At 67.7% G+C, this 15,597-nt stretch carries 20 protein-coding genes; 12 read left to right on the top strand and 8 right to left on the bottom strand.

Translation table 11 applies throughout. The annotated features are described in order from the left end of the window. The first annotated feature begins 241 nt into the window (after positions 1-241). Together ACZYZ9_RS21165 and ACZYZ9_RS21170 are read left to right on the top strand one after the other, a co-directional pair. On the top strand, positions 242-1,762 hold the full coding sequence (locus ACZYZ9_RS21165) for a DEAD/DEAH box helicase (protein WP_463828236.1): 1,521 nt from the start codon (positions 242-244) through the stop codon (positions 1,760-1,762). 26 nt (positions 1,763-1,788) lie between these two features. After that, complete coding sequence (locus tag ACZYZ9_RS21170) at positions 1,789-3,003, top strand: Rv3212 family protein (RefSeq protein WP_463828237.1); 1,215 nt, start codon at positions 1,789-1,791, stop codon at positions 3,001-3,003. Here the strand turns inward: ACZYZ9_RS21170 and ACZYZ9_RS21175 are convergent. Continuing rightward, positions 3,000-3,800, bottom strand: a complete 801-nt coding sequence (locus tag ACZYZ9_RS21175) for a ParA family protein (RefSeq protein WP_463828238.1) — start codon at positions 3,798-3,800, stop codon at positions 3,000-3,002. The two genes, ACZYZ9_RS21170 and ACZYZ9_RS21175, sit on opposite strands and share 4 nt — an antisense overlap. Before the next feature lie 86 nt (positions 3,801-3,886). Here ACZYZ9_RS21175 and ACZYZ9_RS21180 point away from each other — a divergent pair, with 86 nt between their 5' ends. From ACZYZ9_RS21180 to ACZYZ9_RS21190, 3 genes are read left to right on the top strand one after another with little or no spacing between them, the layout of a single operon-like run. Continuing rightward, positions 3,887-4,498: an acid phosphatase gene (locus ACZYZ9_RS21180; protein WP_463828239.1), complete on the top strand. Its 612-nt coding sequence runs from the start codon at positions 3,887-3,889 to the stop codon at positions 4,496-4,498. Beyond that, positions 4,468-5,583, top strand: a complete 1,116-nt coding sequence (locus tag ACZYZ9_RS21185) for an isochorismate synthase (protein ID WP_463828348.1) — start codon at positions 4,468-4,470, stop codon at positions 5,581-5,583. Before ACZYZ9_RS21180 ends, ACZYZ9_RS21185 begins: the two co-directional genes overlap by 31 nt. Before the next feature lie 44 nt (positions 5,584-5,627). Then, on the top strand, positions 5,628-6,056 hold the full coding sequence (locus ACZYZ9_RS21190; RefSeq protein WP_463828349.1) for an N-acetyltransferase family protein: 429 nt from the start codon (positions 5,628-5,630) through the stop codon (positions 6,054-6,056). Here ACZYZ9_RS21190 and ACZYZ9_RS21195 read toward each other — a convergent pair. Then, positions 6,008-6,493, bottom strand: coding sequence for a hypothetical protein (locus tag ACZYZ9_RS21195; RefSeq protein ID WP_463828240.1), 486 nt, complete (start codon positions 6,491-6,493; stop codon positions 6,008-6,010). The genes ACZYZ9_RS21190 and ACZYZ9_RS21195 overlap by 49 nt on opposite strands. Between ACZYZ9_RS21195 and ACZYZ9_RS21200 the strand changes: the two genes are divergently transcribed. Further along, positions 6,492-7,457, top strand: a complete 966-nt coding sequence (locus ACZYZ9_RS21200) for a diacylglycerol/lipid kinase family protein (protein ID WP_463828241.1) — start codon at positions 6,492-6,494, stop codon at positions 7,455-7,457. The two genes, ACZYZ9_RS21195 and ACZYZ9_RS21200, sit on opposite strands and share 2 nt — an antisense overlap. A gap of 285 nt (positions 7,458-7,742) precedes the next feature. Further along, positions 7,743-7,997 (top strand): transcriptional regulator WhiB1, encoded by a 255-nt coding sequence (gene whiB1 / locus ACZYZ9_RS21205; RefSeq protein ID WP_036353357.1) that lies wholly within the window; start codon positions 7,743-7,745, stop codon positions 7,995-7,997. Between the two features lie 66 nt (positions 7,998-8,063). Here whiB1 and ACZYZ9_RS21210 read toward each other — a convergent pair whose 3' ends face one another. Both ACZYZ9_RS21210 and ACZYZ9_RS21215 read right to left on the bottom strand, forming a co-directional pair. Continuing rightward, the gene (locus ACZYZ9_RS21210) at positions 8,064-9,566 is read right to left on the bottom strand and encodes a sensor histidine kinase (RefSeq protein ID WP_463828242.1); all 1,503 of its coding nucleotides are present in this window, start codon (positions 9,564-9,566) and stop codon (positions 8,064-8,066) included. A gap of 9 nt (positions 9,567-9,575) precedes the next feature. Beyond that, positions 9,576-9,791, bottom strand: coding sequence for a biotin/lipoyl-binding carrier protein (locus ACZYZ9_RS21215; RefSeq protein WP_463828350.1), 216 nt, complete (start codon positions 9,789-9,791; stop codon positions 9,576-9,578). 192 nt (positions 9,792-9,983) lie between these two features. Here ACZYZ9_RS21215 and ACZYZ9_RS21220 point away from each other — a divergent pair, with 192 nt between their 5' ends. Then, positions 9,984-10,058 (top strand): 50S ribosomal protein bL37, encoded by a 75-nt coding sequence (locus tag ACZYZ9_RS21220; RefSeq protein ID WP_089025046.1) that lies wholly within the window; start codon positions 9,984-9,986, stop codon positions 10,056-10,058. Positions 10,059-10,061: 3 nt separating this feature from the next. Here the strand turns inward: ACZYZ9_RS21220 and rsrA are convergent, their stop codons facing one another. Both rsrA and ACZYZ9_RS21230 read right to left on the bottom strand, forming a co-directional pair. Further along, positions 10,062-10,367: a mycothiol system anti-sigma-R factor gene (rsrA, locus tag ACZYZ9_RS21225; protein ID WP_463828243.1), complete on the bottom strand. Its 306-nt coding sequence runs from the start codon at positions 10,365-10,367 to the stop codon at positions 10,062-10,064. Beyond that, the gene (locus tag ACZYZ9_RS21230) at positions 10,364-11,017 is read right to left on the bottom strand and encodes a sigma-70 family RNA polymerase sigma factor (protein ID WP_463828351.1); all 654 of its coding nucleotides are present in this window, start codon (positions 11,015-11,017) and stop codon (positions 10,364-10,366) included. The genes rsrA and ACZYZ9_RS21230 overlap by 4 nt, the downstream gene beginning before the upstream one ends. Before the next feature lie 558 nt (positions 11,018-11,575). On the opposite strand from ACZYZ9_RS21230, the gene ACZYZ9_RS21235 reads away from it, so the two are divergent. The 3 genes from ACZYZ9_RS21235 (at position 11,576) to ACZYZ9_RS21245 (ending at position 13,115) form a co-directional block, all read left to right on the top strand. Beyond that, entirely contained in the window at positions 11,576-11,749 is a 174-nt protein-coding gene (locus ACZYZ9_RS21235; protein ID WP_463828244.1) for a hypothetical protein, read from the top strand. Between the two features lie 68 nt (positions 11,750-11,817). Further along, positions 11,818-12,666 (top strand): SDR family oxidoreductase, encoded by an 849-nt coding sequence (locus tag ACZYZ9_RS21240; RefSeq protein ID WP_463828245.1) that lies wholly within the window; start codon positions 11,818-11,820, stop codon positions 12,664-12,666. 26 nt (positions 12,667-12,692) lie between these two features. Then, complete coding sequence (locus ACZYZ9_RS21245; protein WP_463828246.1) at positions 12,693-13,115, top strand: YbaK/EbsC family protein; 423 nt, start codon at positions 12,693-12,695, stop codon at positions 13,113-13,115. A 14-nt stretch (positions 13,116-13,129) separates the two neighbouring features. On the opposite strand, the gene ACZYZ9_RS21250 is transcribed toward ACZYZ9_RS21245, so the two are convergent. Next, positions 13,130-13,876 (bottom strand): SDR family NAD(P)-dependent oxidoreductase, encoded by a 747-nt coding sequence (locus ACZYZ9_RS21250; RefSeq protein WP_463828247.1) that lies wholly within the window; start codon positions 13,874-13,876, stop codon positions 13,130-13,132. Positions 13,877-13,985: 109 nt separating this feature from the next. Here ACZYZ9_RS21250 and ACZYZ9_RS21255 point away from each other — a divergent pair, with 109 nt between their 5' ends. Continuing rightward, a complete protein-coding gene (locus ACZYZ9_RS21255; RefSeq protein ID WP_463828248.1) occupies positions 13,986-14,756 on the top strand; it encodes an SDR family NAD(P)-dependent oxidoreductase in 771 nt (256 codons plus the stop codon). A 50-nt stretch (positions 14,757-14,806) separates the two neighbouring features. On the opposite strand, the gene ACZYZ9_RS21260 is transcribed toward ACZYZ9_RS21255, so the two are convergent. After that, on the bottom strand, positions 14,807-15,562 hold the full coding sequence (locus ACZYZ9_RS21260) for an SOS response-associated peptidase (protein ID WP_463828249.1): 756 nt from the start codon (positions 15,560-15,562) through the stop codon (positions 14,807-14,809). Between the last annotated feature and the right edge of the window lie 35 nt (positions 15,563-15,597).

Consider the following 15,597-nt stretch of genomic DNA (forward strand, 5'->3'; position numbering starts at 1 on the left):
CGAAGAGTACGGGTCACGCCGGATGAGCAGGTATCATGGATAACTGGTAGTGGCTGAATCTGTGCTGCCACCGCCGAGGAAATGTGCGTGCACGTAGCCGCCCGCCCAAAGATCGACCAGGAGCGCGGGCCCGGCGAAGTAGTCGGAATCGGATTTCGTGCGCGCGTGAACCGCGACACAGACAGAGCACGAACTAATCCGAACCAGTTCGATTACTTCACCGGAAGGTTTCAACCCGCGTATGACCGCACTCAAAAATGCCCCTGAACTCACCTTTGCCCAGCTCGGAGTGCGCGACGAAATAGTTCGCGCACTCGCCGAGAAAGGCATCGAGACGCCCTTTGCCATCCAGGAACTGACCCTGCCGCTCGCGCTCGACGGCGAAGACGTGATCGGCCAGGCCCGTACCGGCATGGGCAAGACCTTCGGGTTCGGCGTGCCGCTGCTGCAGCGCGTCACCTCCGAAACCGCGACGCGACCACTGACCGGCGCCCCGCGCGCCCTGGTGGTCGTGCCCACCCGCGAGCTGTGCCTGCAGGTCACCAACGACCTGGCGACCGCGGCCAAGTATCTGACCGCGCCGAAAGACCCCGAGGTCGCCGACGGGGCGCAGCGCCCGCTGGCGGTGGTCTCCATCTACGGCGGCCGGGCCTACGAGCCGCAGATCGAAGCGCTGCACAAGGGCGCCGACGTCGTGGTGGGCACGCCGGGCCGGCTGCTCGACCTGTGCCAGCAGGGCCACCTGCAGCTGGGCGGACTGTCCGTCCTGGTGCTCGACGAAGCCGACGAGATGCTTGACCTGGGCTTTCTGCCCGACATCGAACGCATTCTGCGGCAGATCCCGGCCGACCGGCAGTCGATGCTGTTCTCGGCGACCATGCCGGATCCGATCATCACGCTGGCCCGCACCTTCATGGTCCAGCCCACCCACATCCGCGCCGAGGCGCCGCACTCGCTGGCCGTGCACGACACCACCGAGCAGTTCGTCTACCGCGCCCACGCGCTGGACAAGATCGAACTCGTCAGCCGCATCCTGCAGGCCGGCGGCCGCGGCGCGACCATGATCTTCACCCGGACCAAGCGCACCGCCCAGAAGGTGTCCGACGAGTTGCAGGAGCGCGGTTTCGCCGTCGGCGCCGTGCACGGTGACCTCGGACAGATCGCGCGCGAGAAGGCCCTCAAGGCATTCCGCTCCGGCGACATCAACGTGCTGGTCGCCACCGACGTCGCGGCCCGCGGTATCGACATCGACGACGTCACGCACGTCATCAACTACCAGTGCCCCGAGGACGAGAAGATGTACGTCCACCGGATCGGACGCACCGGCCGCGCCGGACGCACCGGCGTGGCGGTCACCCTGGTGGATTGGGACGAGCTCGAACGCTGGTCCGCGATCGACCGGGCACTGGGCCTGGGCTCGCCCGACCCGGCCGAGACCTACTCCAACTCCCCGCACCTGTACACCGAGCTGTCCATCCCGGCCGAGACGGGCGGCGCCGTCGGCGAACCGCGCAAGGCCCCGGTCAAGCGCCGCGAAGCCGGCGACGAGAGTTCCAGCCGTCCCCCCCGTCGCACCACCAAACGCAAGCGCACCCGCGGCGGCAAGCCGGTCACCGGGCATCCCGTCGCGAGCGGTGACGCTGCTGACGACCCGGGCGCGCCCGCGGCACCCGGGACGACCTCCGGTGCCACGTCCAGCTCGCCGGCCCGGCGGCGGCGGCGTCGTCGCAAGCCGGCCGATGCCGCCCCTTCGACGATCTAGCCGACCAGCACAGCCATACTCAGCGCATGGTCCGACCTGAGCGCCGAACCAAGGCCGACATCGTGGCTGCCGCGACCATTGCGATCGTCGTCGCGGTCGCGGCGGGGCTGATCTGGTGGACCAGCGACGCGCGGGCCACCGTCAGCCGGCCGGCGGCCACCCCCGCAACCGCGCCCACGCCCGTCCGTGAGGTTCCTACCACGCTGCATGAGCTCTGGAGCGCACCCAGTGCGGCGACCCGGGTTCCGGTGGTGGTGGGTGGAACGGTGACCACCGCCGCTGGACGCCTGGTGGAAGGGCGCGACCTGACCACCGGTCAGCCACTGTGGAGCTACTCGCGCGATACCGACCTGTGCGGGGTGACCTGGATCTATCGCTACGCCGTCGCGGTCTACCGGGACGACCGCGGCTGCGGTCAGGTCAGCACCATCGACGGATCGACCGGCCGCCGCGGACCTGCCCGCAGCAGCTATGCCGATCCGCAGGTGCGGCTGTCCTCCGACGGCACCGCCATCCTGTCGGCGGGCAGCACCCGGCTGGAGATGTGGCGCTCGGACATGGTCCGGATGCTGGCGTACGGCGAGACCGACGCCCGGGTCAAACCGTCGGCGCGGGGTTTGCACTCGGGCTGCACGCTGGAATCCGCCGCGGCGAGTTCATCGGCGGTGTCGGTCCTCGAATCGTGCGCCGACCAGGCCGACCTGCGCCTGCTGCTGCTGCGTCCCGGCAAGGACGACGACGAACCCCAGCAGCAGGTGGTGCAGGAAGCCGGCGTGCGGCCGGGCACCGGGGCGCGGGTGCTGGTGGTCTCGCAGAACCGCACCGCGGTGTACCTGCCGACCCCGCAGCCGCACGTCGACGTGGTCGATGAGACGGGCGCCAGGGTGGTAAGCCTGCCGCTGGACGGTCCGCCGTCGGCGTCGTCGGTGGTGTCCACGACCGGCAGCCTGGTCACCTGGTGGACCGGAGATGCGCTGCTGGTGTTCGAAGCCGGCGACCTGACCCTGCGCTACACCATCGCCGCAGGAGATTCGGCGGTTCCGGTGGGGCCCGGGGTGATGATGGCGGGCCGGCTGCTGGTGCCGATCACCGGTGCGATCGGCGTCTACGACCCGGTCAGCGGGCAGCCCAGTCGCTATATCGACGTGCAGCGATCGCCCAGCAGTGCCGCGGTGATCCCGGTGGTGTCCGGTTCGCGGGTGATCGAGCAGCGCGGTGACACCGTGGTCGCGCTGGGCTAATACTCCACGCTGAAGGTGGGCAGCGGCTTACCGGTCTTCCAGTGCTTGAGCAGCGCCTCGGCCAGCTCGCGGTAGGCCATCGCCCCTTTGTTCTTGCGCCCGGCCAGCACCGAGCAGCCCGACGCACTGGCTTCGGCGAAGCGCACCGTGCGCGGGATCGGCGGTGCCAGCACCGGCAACTCGTAGCGGTCGGCCACGTCGAGCAGCACGTCCCGGGTATGGGTGGTCCGCGAGTCGTACAGCGTCGGCAGGGCGCCGACCAGCCGCAGATTCGGGTTGGTGATCTGCTGGACGTCGGCGACGGTGCGCAGGAACTGGCCGACGCCGCGGTGCGCCAGGGTCTCGCACTGCAGCGGCACCATCACCTCGTCGGCGGCGGTGAGCCCGTTGAGGGTGAGCACACCGAGCGACGGCGGGCAGTCGATGATCACCACGTCGAACGCGTCGGCGAGTTTGGTCAGCGCCCGCTTGAGTGCGTATTCGCGGCCGGCCCGCATCAGCAGCATCGCCTCGGCACCCGCCAGGTCGATGTTGGCCGGGAGCAGCGTCATGCCCTCCGAAGTCGCCACCAGCGCCGCGTCGGGCTCCACCTCGCCGAGCAACACCTCGTGCACCGACACGGGCAACTTGTCGGGGTCCTGGCCCAGCGAGAAGGTCAGACACCCCTGTGGGTCGAGGTCGACGAGCAATACCCGCTTTCCTTTGTCCACCATCGCCGCACCGAGCGACGCGACCGTCGTTGTTTTGGCCACCCCGCCCTTTTGATTGGCCACCGCCAGCACGCGCATGTCGCTCATGGTGCCCATACTGGCATGTATCAGATCGTCTGGTTCGGGTGGCGGGCCCGGCGGGGTCCCGGCGTGTCTCGGGCACAATCGCTGGCATGGGCGTGCAGAACCACCGGCTGTTGTTGTTGCGCCACGGCGAGACCGAATGGTCGAAATCCGGCCAGCACACCGGGCGCACGGATATCGAGCTGACCGACGCCGGCCGGGAGCAGGCGGAGTTCGCCGGGGTGGTACTCGGCGACCTCGGCCTGACGGACCCGTTCGTGATCTGCAGCCCGCGGCGCCGCGCGCTGGCCACCGCCGACCTGGCCGGCCTCATCATCGATCAGGTCACCCCGCTGCTCGCCGAATGGGACTACGGCGAGTACGAGGGTCTGACCACCCCGCAGATCCACGAATCGGACCCCGACTGGCTGGTGTGGACGCACGGATGCCCCGGCGGGGAAAGCGTCGCGCAGGTCAGCGAACGGGCCGACCGGGCCGTTGCTCTGGCGCTGGAGAACATGCAGAACCGGGACGTATTGCTGGTCAGCCACGGCCACTTCTCCCGCGCGGTGATCACCCGGTGGGTACAACTGCCGGTGCGCGAAGGCAGCCGCTTCGGCATGCCCACCGCGACGATCGCCGTGTGCGGGTTCGAGCACGGCATCCGGCAGCTCAGTCAGCTCGGGTTGAGCTGTCATCCCCGACCGAATGCGCTGACGTGAACCCGGAACCGCCTTTCGCGCTGATCGGACCGCGGGGGACCCTGGTTGCCGACGGCGTACGGGCACGTTACGACGATCTGCGGGCGGCCCAAGCGGCCCTGCGTTGCGGTGCCGCACCAATAGTGTTGGGCGCGTTGCCATTCGACGTGACCCGACCGGCCGCGCTGGTGGTCCCGGAACACGTCGGCGCGCTTCCCGACTGGCCGACGGGTCCGCTGCCGACGGTTCGCATCGACTCGGCCGTGCCGCCCCCCGCCGAGCACCGCTCCCGGATCAGCCGCGCCCGCGAGCAGCTGGCCGCCGACGACAACCCGCTGCACAAGGTGGTGCTGGCCCGGGCGTTGCAGTTGTCCGCCGACGCGCCGCTCGACCCCCGCGCGGTGCTGCGCAGGCTGGTCGCCGCCGACGCCGACGCCTACAGTTTTCTGGTCGACCTGAGCGCAGCCGGCGGCGACTACGTCGGGTCCGCGCTGGTGGGCGCCAGCCCGGAACTGCTGGTCGCGCGCTCCGGCGAGCGGGTGGTGTGCCGGCCCTTCGCCGGCTCGGCACCGCGCTCCCCCGACCCGGACACCGATGCCGCCAACGCCGCCGCGCTGGCCGGATCGGCCAAGGACCGGCACGAGCACCGGTTGGTCATCGACGTGATGCGGGCGGCGCTGGAGCCGCTGTGCACCGACCTGACCATCGCCGCAGAGCCGCAGCTGAGTCGTACCGCGGCGGTCTGGCACCTGTGCACCCCGGTGACCGGCCGGCTTCGCGATACCTCAACCACTGCAATCGATTTGGCGTTGGCGTTGCATCCCACCCCGGCGGTCGGGGGGGTGCCGGCCGACGCGGCCGCCCAGCTGATCGCCGCGCTGGAAGGCGACCGCGGCTTCTACGCCGGCGCGGTGGGCTGGTGCGATGCCCGCGGGGACGGTGACTGGGTGGTGTCGATTCGGTGCGCACAACTTTCGGCCGACCGGCGTACCGCGCTCGCCCACGCCGGCGGCGGCATCGTGGCCGAGTCCGACCCCGACGACGAAGTCCTGGAAACCACCACGAAATTCGCCACCATCCTCAATGCGTTGGGAGTCGCGCAGTGACCATCCGTCGCGCCGCACCGGGCGATGTCGCCGACATCACCGCCATGATCCACGAACTCGCTGCCTTCGAACATGCCGCCCAGCACTGCACCGTCACCGAAAAGCAAATAACCGCAGCACTTTTCGATGACACGCCGACGGTGCACGCGCACGTCGTCGATGTCGACGGACAACTCGCCGCGATGGCGTTGTGGTTCCTCAACTTCTCCACCTGGGACGGCGCGGCGGGCATCTACCTGGAAGACCTCTACGTGCGGCCGGCGTTCCGGCGCCGCGGTCTGGCCCGCGACCTGCTGAGGACCCTGGCCGCCGAATGCCGCACCCACGGCTACACACGACTGGCGTGGGCGGTGCTCAACTGGAACGCGGACGCGATCGCCCTGTACGACGGGATCGGGGCGGCGCCGCAGCGCGAGTGGACGACCTACCGGTTGTCCGGTCCGGAGTTGGCCGCGCTGGCCGGACCCCGCTGATCGTCGCCGGCGGCCCAGCGCACCGCCGGCGGGCTGAACAGCAACCCCAGGGTGCCCAGTGCCACCAGCCCCAACGGGATGCCGTACACCGGCCGGTGGGATCCCACCGCCAGATACCAGGCCACCGGCAGCAGCAACAGCTGGGTGAACACGGCCAGCCCACGGCCCCACCGCTTGCCGGTCACCAGGGCCCGGCCCCCGGCCAGCACCGCGGCACCCACCACGGCGAACCACGCCGCGGTGCCCAGCCCGTTGACGACGTGCTGATCGGCCCCGGCCAGACCACGGACCACCAGGATCACCGCCACCACCAGCGCTGCCGCGCCCTGGGCCGCCACGACGAAGCCGGCGCGACGGACGGTGGGCGGGACGGGGATGCGCACAGAGCCAGCGTAGAGCGTGATCCGCACCGCATACCGCTTAAGCTCATGGCTCATGCGTGCCATGTTGATCGCCAACCCGATCGCCACCAGCATCACTCCGGCCGCCCGGGCGCTGGTGACGCACGCACTGGAAAGTCGCGTACAGCTCACCATCGCCAACACCGAACACCCCGGTCACGCGGAGGAACTCGGGCACACCGCAGCGGCGCAGGGGTACGACCTGGTCGTCGTGCACGGCGGTGATGGGACGGTGAGCGCGGTGGTCAACGGCATGCTCGGCCGTCCCGGTTCCACTCCGGCCGGGCCGGTGCCGGCGGTGGCGATCGTGCCCGGCGGCTCAGCCAACGTGCTGGCCCGGGCGCTGGGCATGCACCGCGACCCCACCGAGGCGACCAACCAGCTCATCGACCTGCTCGACGCGTACGAACAGCACCGCCAGTGGCGGCGCATCTCCCTGATCGACTGCGGCGAGATGTGGGCTCTGGTCAACGCCGGGATGGGCGTCGACGCGGAGGTGCTGGAGGCGGTCGAAGCGGCGCGCGAGCGGGGCGTCAAGGTCACGCCGATGAACTACTGGCGGATCGCGGTGCCCGTCTCGGTGCGGTTCAGCCGGCGTGACCCCAACCTGATCCTGGAATTGCCCGACAAGGAGCCCGTCTCCGGCGTGCACTTCGTCTGGGTGTGCAACACCAACGTATGGACCTACAGCGACGACCGGCCGATGGTGACCAACCCGGGTTGCAGCTTCGACTCCGGCCTGGGCATCTTCGCGCTCACCAGCATGAAGCTGATTCCGACCATCAAGGTGTTGCGCCAACTGCTCGCCAAGCGTCCCGATCCGCGGGGCAAGCAACTCATCCGCGACGACGATGTGAGTTACGTGACCGTCACCAAGATGGCCACGCCCGCCGCCTTCCAGTGCGACGGTGAGTACCTCGGTCTGCGCGATTCCATCACGTGCCGGGTCGTTCCGAGCGCCTTGGCGGTGGTTGCTCCGCCGCCGAATTCAGGTCCGTGACCTGCGCAGATCAAGCTGTGACGAGCTCGCGACGAAAATGTGGGGCGAAATTCGCCGAGTAGTGTAGTACAACTGGTTAAGGGTATGGGTAAGAGATCGGTGAAGTGAGATAGCCCACGAGCCCGCGTAACACTATTGACATCTGTTGAGCCTGTGAAACGATCAAAAGGTTGCATGCACAGAGATATGCAGAGGTACGGAAAATCCCTTTCTTGCGCACGCTTTAACAGCCAAGAAGAAAATGCCCGTGTGCAGTGCTGCGCACATAGTGAGGAGTAGAGACTAATGGATTGGCGCCATAGGGCGGTGTGTCGCGACGAAGATCCGGAGCTGTTCTTCCCGGTTGGGAACAGCGGCCCGGCACTCGCGCAGATCGCTGACGCGAAACTGGTCTGTAATCGGTGTCCGGTGACCACGGAATGTCTCGGATGGGCTCTGAACACCGGTCAGGACTCGGGCGTGTGGGGCGGAATGAGCGAAGACGAGCGGCGCGCACTCAAGCGCCGCAACGCCCGGACGAAAGCCCGAAGCGGAGTCTGAACCCAGACTTCACAGCTAATGCGGCCCCGGAGATTTCCGGGGCCGCATTGCTGCGTGCGACCACAGTCACAGCAGCAACCGGCCCCGTCGACCGATCGGCACCCGCAGCACCACGTCGGTGCCGCGCTCGGCGCTTTCCCGCATGTCCAGGGAGCCGTCCAATTCCGCGGAGACCAGCGTCCGGACGATCTGCAGCCCCAGGCTGTCGGACTTCTCCAGACTGAACCCGTCGGGCAGGCCGCGTCCGTCGTCGTGGACCACGACGTCCAGCCAGCGGGCCGAGCGTTCGGCCCGGATCGTCACCGACCCGACCGCGGCCGTCGGATCGAACGCGTGCTCGATCGCGTTCTGCACCAGTTCGGTGATCACCATGATCAGCGCTGTCGCCCGGTCGGAGTCCAGGACTCCCAGGTCGCCGACCCGGTTGATCCGGATCGGGCGGTCCACGGAGGCCACGTCGTTCATGATCGGCAGGATCCGGTCGATCACCTCGTCGAGGTTGACCTGCTCGTCCACCGACATCGACAGCGCGTCGTGCACCAGCGCGATCGACGACACCCGGCGCACCGATTCGATCAGGGCTTCGCGACCCTCGGCGTTGACGGTGCGGCGGGCCTGTAGCCGCAGCAGCGCCGCCACCGTCTGCAGGTTGTTCTTCACCCGGTGGTGAATCTCACGGATGGTGGCGTCCTTGGAGATCAGCGCGCGGTCCCGGCGCTTGACCTCGGTGACGTCGCGGATGAGGATCGCCGCCCCGGCGTTCTCCCCGTGCACCACCAGCGGCAGCGTGCGCAGCAGGACGGTGGCGCCGCCCGCGTCGACCTCCATGCGCATGCTGGATCCGCCGGCCAGCAGGTTGAGGATGTGCTCGGCCACCTCCTGCGCCTCGAACGGATCCGAAATCAGCGGCCGGGTGATCTTGATCAGGTTGTGGCCCTCCAACTCGCTGGTCAGGCCCATCCGGTGGTAGGCCGACAGCGCGTTGGGACTGGCGTACGCAACGATGCCGTCGACGTCGAGGCGGATGAAGCCGTCCCCGGCGCGGGGCGTGGACCGCGACATGGCGACGTCGCCGACGTCGGGGAAGGTGCCGTCGGCGATCATGTGCAGCAGGTCATCAGCGCAGGCCCGGTAGGCCGTTTCCAAGTGGCCGGACATCCGCTCGGCTGCGGTGTCGGTTTGGTGCTGAGTCAGCACGGCCACCACGTTGTCGCGAAACCGCACCGGCGACGCGACGACGTGCGGGCCCGGCAGCGGCCACGAGTGTGGTTCACCCACGTCGCTCTCCTGCACGCCGACGCCGGCCGCGAAGGTCTGGGAGACCAGCGGCAATTGGTCGGCGGGCACGACGCTGCCCACCGCGTCGGTCTGCAGGACCGTCGGCGCGGTATTGGGCCGGCACTGCGCGACGCAGACCAGCACCTCGTCGTCGCGACGCACCCACATCAGGTAGTCGGCGAACGACAGGTCGGCCAGTAGCTGCCACTCCCCTACGACCGCGTGCAGGTGATCGACGGCGTTGCCGGGCAGCACCGTGTGTTCGGCGAGCAGATCACCGAGAGTGGACATGGGCTTCGGTCAGCTGATGACAGCGATCAGGTCGCCGGCCTGGATCACGTCACCGACCGACACGCTCACCTGACTGACGGTTCCACCGACTTCGGCCAGGACCGGGATCTCCATCTTCATGGACTCCAGCAGCACCACGATGTCGCCCTGGCCGATTTGGTCGCCTTCGTTGACCACGACTTCGAGCACGCTGGCCACGATCTCGGCGCGAACCTCCTCGGACATCATCACCCCACTCGTCTCGGCCAACTGCGCATGCTGCTCTCGGCTTTGTATATCGAACCATAAGGCCGTTGGCGACCGCGGCGCGCGGGCGGTGGACAGCGCATCGGTGTCCGCATGAGACACTGGACGGTAATCGAGCGGCCGCTGGCCGCCCAGCAGCTGCCCAGAAGCTTCACGAAACGAGGTTCAGACATGGCCAAGCGAGGCCGGAAGAAGCGCGACCGCAAGTACAGCAAGGCCAACCACGGCAAGCGGCCCAACGCCTGAGGATCAGAACTCGCCCTGGACGATCGTGGTCCGGCTGATCTGGATCCGCAGCCGCTCCCGTAGGCCGTCCGGAGCCTTCTCACCGCTGCATTTCATCGCGATCAGTTCTTTGATCCGCTCTTCGATGCCGTAGTGCTGCAGGCAGCCGGGGCAGGCATCGAGGTGCCGTTGCAGAATCGCCTTCTCGTCCGGCTGGCATTCGCCGTCGAGCAGGGTCCAGATCTGGGCGATGACCTGTGCGCAGCCCAGATGACGGTCGGAGTCGTGGCTACTCGAGCACGAACCGGCGGCGCCGGGTTGGTCACTCATGACGACACCTCCTCGTGCGCCTGCCCACGGACGAAGCCGCGGTCCTTGGCGACGTCGGCCAGCAGTTCGCGGAGCTGACGTCGACCGCGGTGCAGCCGAGACATCACGGTACCGATCGGGGTGCCCATGATCTCGGCGATCTCTTTATAAGGGAAACCTTCGACGTCGGCGTAGTAGACGGCCATCCGGAACTCTTCCGGCAAGGCCTGCAGGGCCGCCTTGATCTCGGTGTCCGGTAGTGCTTCGAGTGCCTCGACCTCGGCAGAGCGCAGCCCGGTGGAGGAATGCTCGGCGTTGGCGGCCAGCTGCCAGTCGGTGATCTCGTCGGTCGGGTACTCCGCCGGCTGCCGCTGCTTCTTGCGGTAGCTGTTGATGTAAGTGTTGGTCAGAATGCGGTACAGCCACGCCTTGAGGTTGGTGCCCTCCCGGAACGAGCGGAACCCGGCGTAGGCCTTGACCATCGTCTCCTGCAGCAGGTCTTCGGCGTCGGCGGGGTTGCGGGTCATCCGCAGCGCACCGCCGTAGAGCTGGTCGAGCAGCGGAATCGCGTCACGCTCGAAGCGTGCCGTCAGTTCGGCGTCGGTCTCCTGGCGCGCGGGCGGCCCGTTTTCGGCGACCGAGGGTCCGGTCTCGCCATCGGTGTCGGCCATGTTGATTACCACGGTCCCTTCGGTTGCGGTGTGACCGGGCAACGCGGCCAGCGCCGCCGGACTCGCAAGGAAGCGATCCAACCGCGCGTCGCACAACAGGCTCGTCGCAGTTGACACCAGGTTCCTTTCTCCCAATCTAAAGGCCGCCACCGACAGTGTCTGCCTCGGACCGCTCGGCACGGATTTCACTGACGCCGATGTGAACGTCGCTTCAGTCAACGGCATTATCGGTCGAGGTATTTCCGGTCGGCAGTTGTCCGGCCATCCTGCAAGACTCGAGTGGTGCCAGTTGGCACGCACACCGTCTCCCGGCAGGTCCGCGGGCCATGGGCGCTCAGCGTCAGCCGCGAGTTCTGGGAGGGCTTCACTCCAGCCGCCCTGCGCCCGCAAGGTGCTCCCGGCACGTTGAGCACCACTTTTCTCGTCGAAGCGGATGGTCAAGGGCCGAGGCGGTCGAACAAACGGCCCGCTTCCTGGCGTTGGAGGTGGATGCACGGGGGTGGGTCGACGTTGCGCAGCGGGATCCGGTGATCGCCGATGTCCAGCAGGAGCTGCCGGATGCTGCGATCGATGCAGGCCGAAGCAGCGGTGCTCGCGGTGCGGGAAATCAACGAACTGGACCCGTTCGCCGCGGAACTCGTCGTCCTGCGCGGCGCCAACGTGCCCGACGGGTTGCCGACGCACGAACGCCGCCTGGACGCGGAGATCAGCGAACGGTACGGACCGCGGTGACGCTGCGCGCATCACGGGAGCGACGCACCGGAGAAATGGCCGGTCGAAGCGGAGGTTAGTGTGACGCCATGTCGCTGAATGGGAAGACCATGTTCATTTCCGGCGCCAGCCGCGGTATCGGCCTGGCGATCGCCAAGCGCGCCGCGCAGGACGGCGCCAATATCGCGCTGATCGCCAAGACCGCCGACCCGCACCCGAAGCTGCCGGGCACCGTCTACACCGCCGCCAAGGAACTCGAGGAGGCCGGCGGCCAGGCGCTGCCGATCGTCGGCGACGTGCGCGACCCGGAGTCCGTCGAGTCCGCGGTGGCCAAGGCGGTCGAGCAGTTCGGCGGCATCGACATCTGCGTCAACAACGCCTCGGCCATCAACCTCGGATCCATCACCGAGGTGCCGATGAAGCGCTTCGACCTGATGAACGGCATCCAGGTGCGCGGCACCTACGCTGTCTCGCAGGCGTGTCTGGCGCACATGAAGGGCCGTGAGAATCCGCATGTGCTGACGTTGTCGCCGCCGGTGCTGCTGGGCAAGGAATGGCTGAAGCCGACCGCATACATGATGGCCAAGTTCGGTATGACGTTGTGCGCGTTGGGCATTGCCGAGGAGATGCGGGAGGAGGGCATCGCGTCGAACACGCTGTGGCCCCGCACGATGGTGGCCACCGCCGCGGTGCAGAACCTGCTCGGCGGCGACGAGGCGATGGCCCGGTCCCGCAAGCCCGAGGTGTACTCCGATGCCGCATACGTGATCCTGAACAAGCCGTCGCGGGAGTACACCGGCAACATGCTGCTGTGTGAGGACGTGCTGGTCGAGTCCGGCGTCAGCGACCTGTCGGTCTACGACTGCGTACCGGGTTCGCAGTTGGGTGTGGACTTCTGGGTGGACGGGGTCAACCCGCCGGGGTACTCAGGCAGCTGAGCGCCGCCACGCCTGCGATTGCGGCGTTGGTCAAAGCCGGTGTGCGGCATGAGGTTCGGCAGTTCGAGATGGTTGCCGACCTGTCGCGGGGCACCGGGATCGCGCCGGCGCAGGTGTTCAAGACGCTGATCATCGCGCTGCCCGCTGAGCTGGCGGTCGCGGTGGTGCCGGTGCCGGCGAAGTTGTCTTTGAAGGCTGCTGCGGCCGCTTTCGGGGTGGCCAAGGCCAAGATGGCCGAACCCGCTGCGGCCGAGCGCTCGAGTGGCTATGTCGTCGGCGGGATTTCGCCGTTCGGTCAGCGTAGGCGGCTGCGGACCGCAGTGGACAGTTCAGTTGTGGAGTGGGACCGGGTGTTGTGCAGCGCGGGCCGACGGGGCTGGGATGTGGTGGTCGCGCCGGCAGATCTGCTCCGATTGACCGACGCGATCACCTGGGATCTGGCGATCTGAGCAAATGATGCCGTTCACACTGTCAGGTATCCGCCGTCGACGGCGATGGTGCTGCCGGTGATGTACGAAGCGGCATCGGTGCACAGGAACAGCGCTGCACCTGCGCAGTCCCGGGGGGTCCCCGGCCGGCCGAGCGGGGTGTGAAAGCCGATCTCGACGTCCCGGATTTGCGGGATCTGTATCGCCGGCTGCGTGATCCGGGTATCGATCAGCCCGGGCGCGACCGCGTTGACGCGAATGCCGTCGTCGGCCCAGCGGCGGGACAGATTCATCGTCAAAGCAAGCAGGCCCATCTTCGCTGAGGCGTAACCGGGAACGAACACCGCTGAACGGAAGGCGGACATCGATACGATGTTCACCACACTGGCACCGCCGGACACATTGCTGGACTTAAGCTTTTCGTGACAACGCATGGTGAGCCGCATGGGACCGAACATGTTCTGCGCCACCGATGCGATGTAGCCGTCGGGATCGTATTCGTCACCCGCCGGGTAGGGGCCGCCAGCGTTGTTGACCAGGATGTCCAATTCGCCCAGTGAGTTCACCAGTGCGTCGACGGAGTCGGCCTCCTGAATGCGGCACTGCCGGTAGGCGAAGGAGCTGAGGTCGGCGTCGTATTCGGTTGGTGCAGTGCGCGTTCCGGTGACTGTGACGGAGGCGCCGGCCTGGGCAAAGGCCGCGGCGATACCGTTGCCGATCCCGCTGGTGCCGCCGGTGACCAGGACGTGGGCCCCGGTGAAGTCGAACTTGACTGAATTCACTCGGTCGTCCTCCAGTCGCCGAACCCGGGCCGCGCTCGATCGATCTCAGCCATGAGGTGCGATCCTTTACAGTCCTGAAGGTGAAAGTCAAGACCCGAGAGGGGTAACCATGGGACTGCGCGGCCTGGCCGACCGGGTCGCTGTCGTGGTGGGCGGCGCCACGGGCATCGGGGCGGCGACGGCGGCACGGCTGGGCGACGAAGGATGCCCGGTGGTGGTGGGTGACGTCGCCGCCGGTGCCGCCCGGCAGACCGCCGAGCGCATCGTCGCGGCAGGCGGTACGGCGTCGCATGTTGTCTTCGACTTGTCCGACACGGACTCCGTGGCCGCGCTGATGGACTGCGCAACAACGACTTTCGGTGGTGTCGACCTGTTGTTCAACGTGGGTGCGGACATGTCGACCTTGCGCGCCGACACCGACGTCGTCGACATCGAGTTCGACGTGTGGGATCGCGTCATGGCGGTCAACCTGCGTGGGTACGTCGCTGCCATGAAGTACGCCATCCCGCACATGCTGGACCGGGGCGGCGGGGCGATCGTGAACATGTCGTCGGCGGCGGCCTTCCAGGGCGAGCCCGCGCGTCCGGCCTATGCCACCGCCAAAGCCGGCATCGGCGCACTGACCAGACACGTCGCTGCCCGGTGGGGCAAGGAGGGGATCCGCTGCAACGCCGTCGCACCGGGCTTCACCGCCACCGACGCGATCCGTGCCGCCCCGCAGTGGTCACAACTGCAAGCCGGTGCACTCCAACGGATTCGAGGACACCGCGTCGGCGCTCCCGATGACATCGCGGCCTTGGTCGCCTTTCTGTTATCCGCGGAAGGCGAGTGGATCAATGGGCAGGTGATCAACATCGACGGTGGCACGGTGCTGCGTTGATCGGCAATCCTGAGCCCGCCAGGAGGCGCCGCATGGTCACGAGGACGCGCCTACAGCAAAGTCATCTGCCCAGGCTGCGACTCGGCCGGCTGCAACAGCTCCGGCCCGTTGTTGCGGACGCTGTTGACCAGCGTCGACACCTGGCGCACCGCAATGCCGCCGATGTCCGGCGGACGGGCCAGCAGTTCGGGGTCCAGCGGTGCGTCCGGATCCAGCCAGGCATCCCACCCGTCCTCGGCCAGGATCAGCGGCATCCGGTCGTGGATCTCAGCCAGTTCACCGACCGCGTCGGTGGTGATGATCGTGCAGCTCAGCAGCGGATCCGCCTGCTTGTCTGGCTTCCACACCGACCACAGCCCAGCCATGAACAACGGCTCACCGTCGTTGCGGTGCATGAAAAACGGTGTCTTGGGCGACTTGCCGGTCTCCGGATTGGGCTGCCATTCATACCAACCGTCCATCGGGACCAGGCAGCGTTTGCTCTTTGCCGAGCCGCGGAAGGCCGGCGACGTGGCGACCTTATCGGCGCGGGCATTGATCAGCAGGGGGCCTTTGGTGTCCGGCGCACCGTCCGGGCCGGCTTTCACCCAGGGCGGCAGCAGGCCCCAGCGCATCAACCGCACCCGGCGGGTGGCCTCGTCGTCCGGCTCGTCGTGCCGGGTCACCACGGTCGCGATGGCAGTGGTGGGTGCCACGTTGTAATTGGGCTCCGAACTGCGCTCGGAGGTACCGGTCGCTTCGTCGATCACCTTGATTTTCTCGGCCAGCAGTGCCGGATCGGTGGTGACTGCAAAACGTCCACACATATCTCCATGTTGGCAGAAGCCACCGACACGAGATG

The organism is Mycobacterium sp. IDUB_28 (assembly GCF_055419285.1).

Excerpts from the sequence above, each read along its gene's own strand:
- ACZYZ9_RS21255 (WP_463828248.1), top strand. The coding sequence starts at position 13,986 with ATGGGACTGCGCGGCCTGGCCGACCGGGTCGCTGTCGTGGTGGGCGGC.
- ACZYZ9_RS21240 (WP_463828245.1), top strand. The coding sequence starts at position 11,818 with ATGTCGCTGAATGGGAAGACCATGTTCATTTCCGGCGCCAGCCGCGGT.
- ACZYZ9_RS21235 (WP_463828244.1), top strand. The coding sequence starts at position 11,576 with ATGCTGCGATCGATGCAGGCCGAAGCAGCGGTGCTCGCGGTGCGGGAA.
- ACZYZ9_RS21165 (WP_463828236.1), top strand. The coding sequence starts at position 242 with ATGACCGCACTCAAAAATGCCCCTGAACTCACCTTTGCCCAGCTCGGA.
- ACZYZ9_RS21210 (WP_463828242.1), bottom strand. The coding sequence starts at position 9,566 with ATGTCCACTCTCGGTGATCTGCTCGCCGAACACACGGTGCTGCCCGGC.
- ACZYZ9_RS21190 (WP_463828349.1), top strand. The coding sequence starts at position 5,628 with ATGATCCACGAACTCGCTGCCTTCGAACATGCCGCCCAGCACTGCACC.
- whiB1 (WP_036353357.1), top strand. The coding sequence starts at position 7,743 with ATGGATTGGCGCCATAGGGCGGTGTGTCGCGACGAAGATCCGGAGCTG.
- ACZYZ9_RS21175 (WP_463828238.1), bottom strand. The coding sequence starts at position 3,800 with ATGAGCGACATGCGCGTGCTGGCGGTGGCCAATCAAAAGGGCGGGGTG.
- rsrA (WP_463828243.1), bottom strand. The coding sequence starts at position 10,367 with ATGAGTGACCAACCCGGCGCCGCCGGTTCGTGCTCGAGTAGCCACGAC.
- ACZYZ9_RS21200 (WP_463828241.1), top strand. The coding sequence starts at position 6,492 with ATGCGTGCCATGTTGATCGCCAACCCGATCGCCACCAGCATCACTCCG.
- ACZYZ9_RS21215 (WP_463828350.1), bottom strand. The coding sequence starts at position 9,791 with ATGTCCGAGGAGGTTCGCGCCGAGATCGTGGCCAGCGTGCTCGAAGTC.
- ACZYZ9_RS21195 (WP_463828240.1), bottom strand. The coding sequence starts at position 6,493 with ATGAGCCATGAGCTTAAGCGGTATGCGGTGCGGATCACGCTCTACGCT.
- ACZYZ9_RS21230 (WP_463828351.1), bottom strand. The coding sequence starts at position 11,017 with ATGGCCGACACCGATGGCGAGACCGGACCCTCGGTCGCCGAAAACGGG.
- ACZYZ9_RS21260 (WP_463828249.1), bottom strand. The coding sequence starts at position 15,562 with ATGTGTGGACGTTTTGCAGTCACCACCGATCCGGCACTGCTGGCCGAG.
- ACZYZ9_RS21170 (WP_463828237.1), top strand. The coding sequence starts at position 1,789 with ATGGTCCGACCTGAGCGCCGAACCAAGGCCGACATCGTGGCTGCCGCG.
- ACZYZ9_RS21180 (WP_463828239.1), top strand. The coding sequence starts at position 3,887 with ATGGGCGTGCAGAACCACCGGCTGTTGTTGTTGCGCCACGGCGAGACC.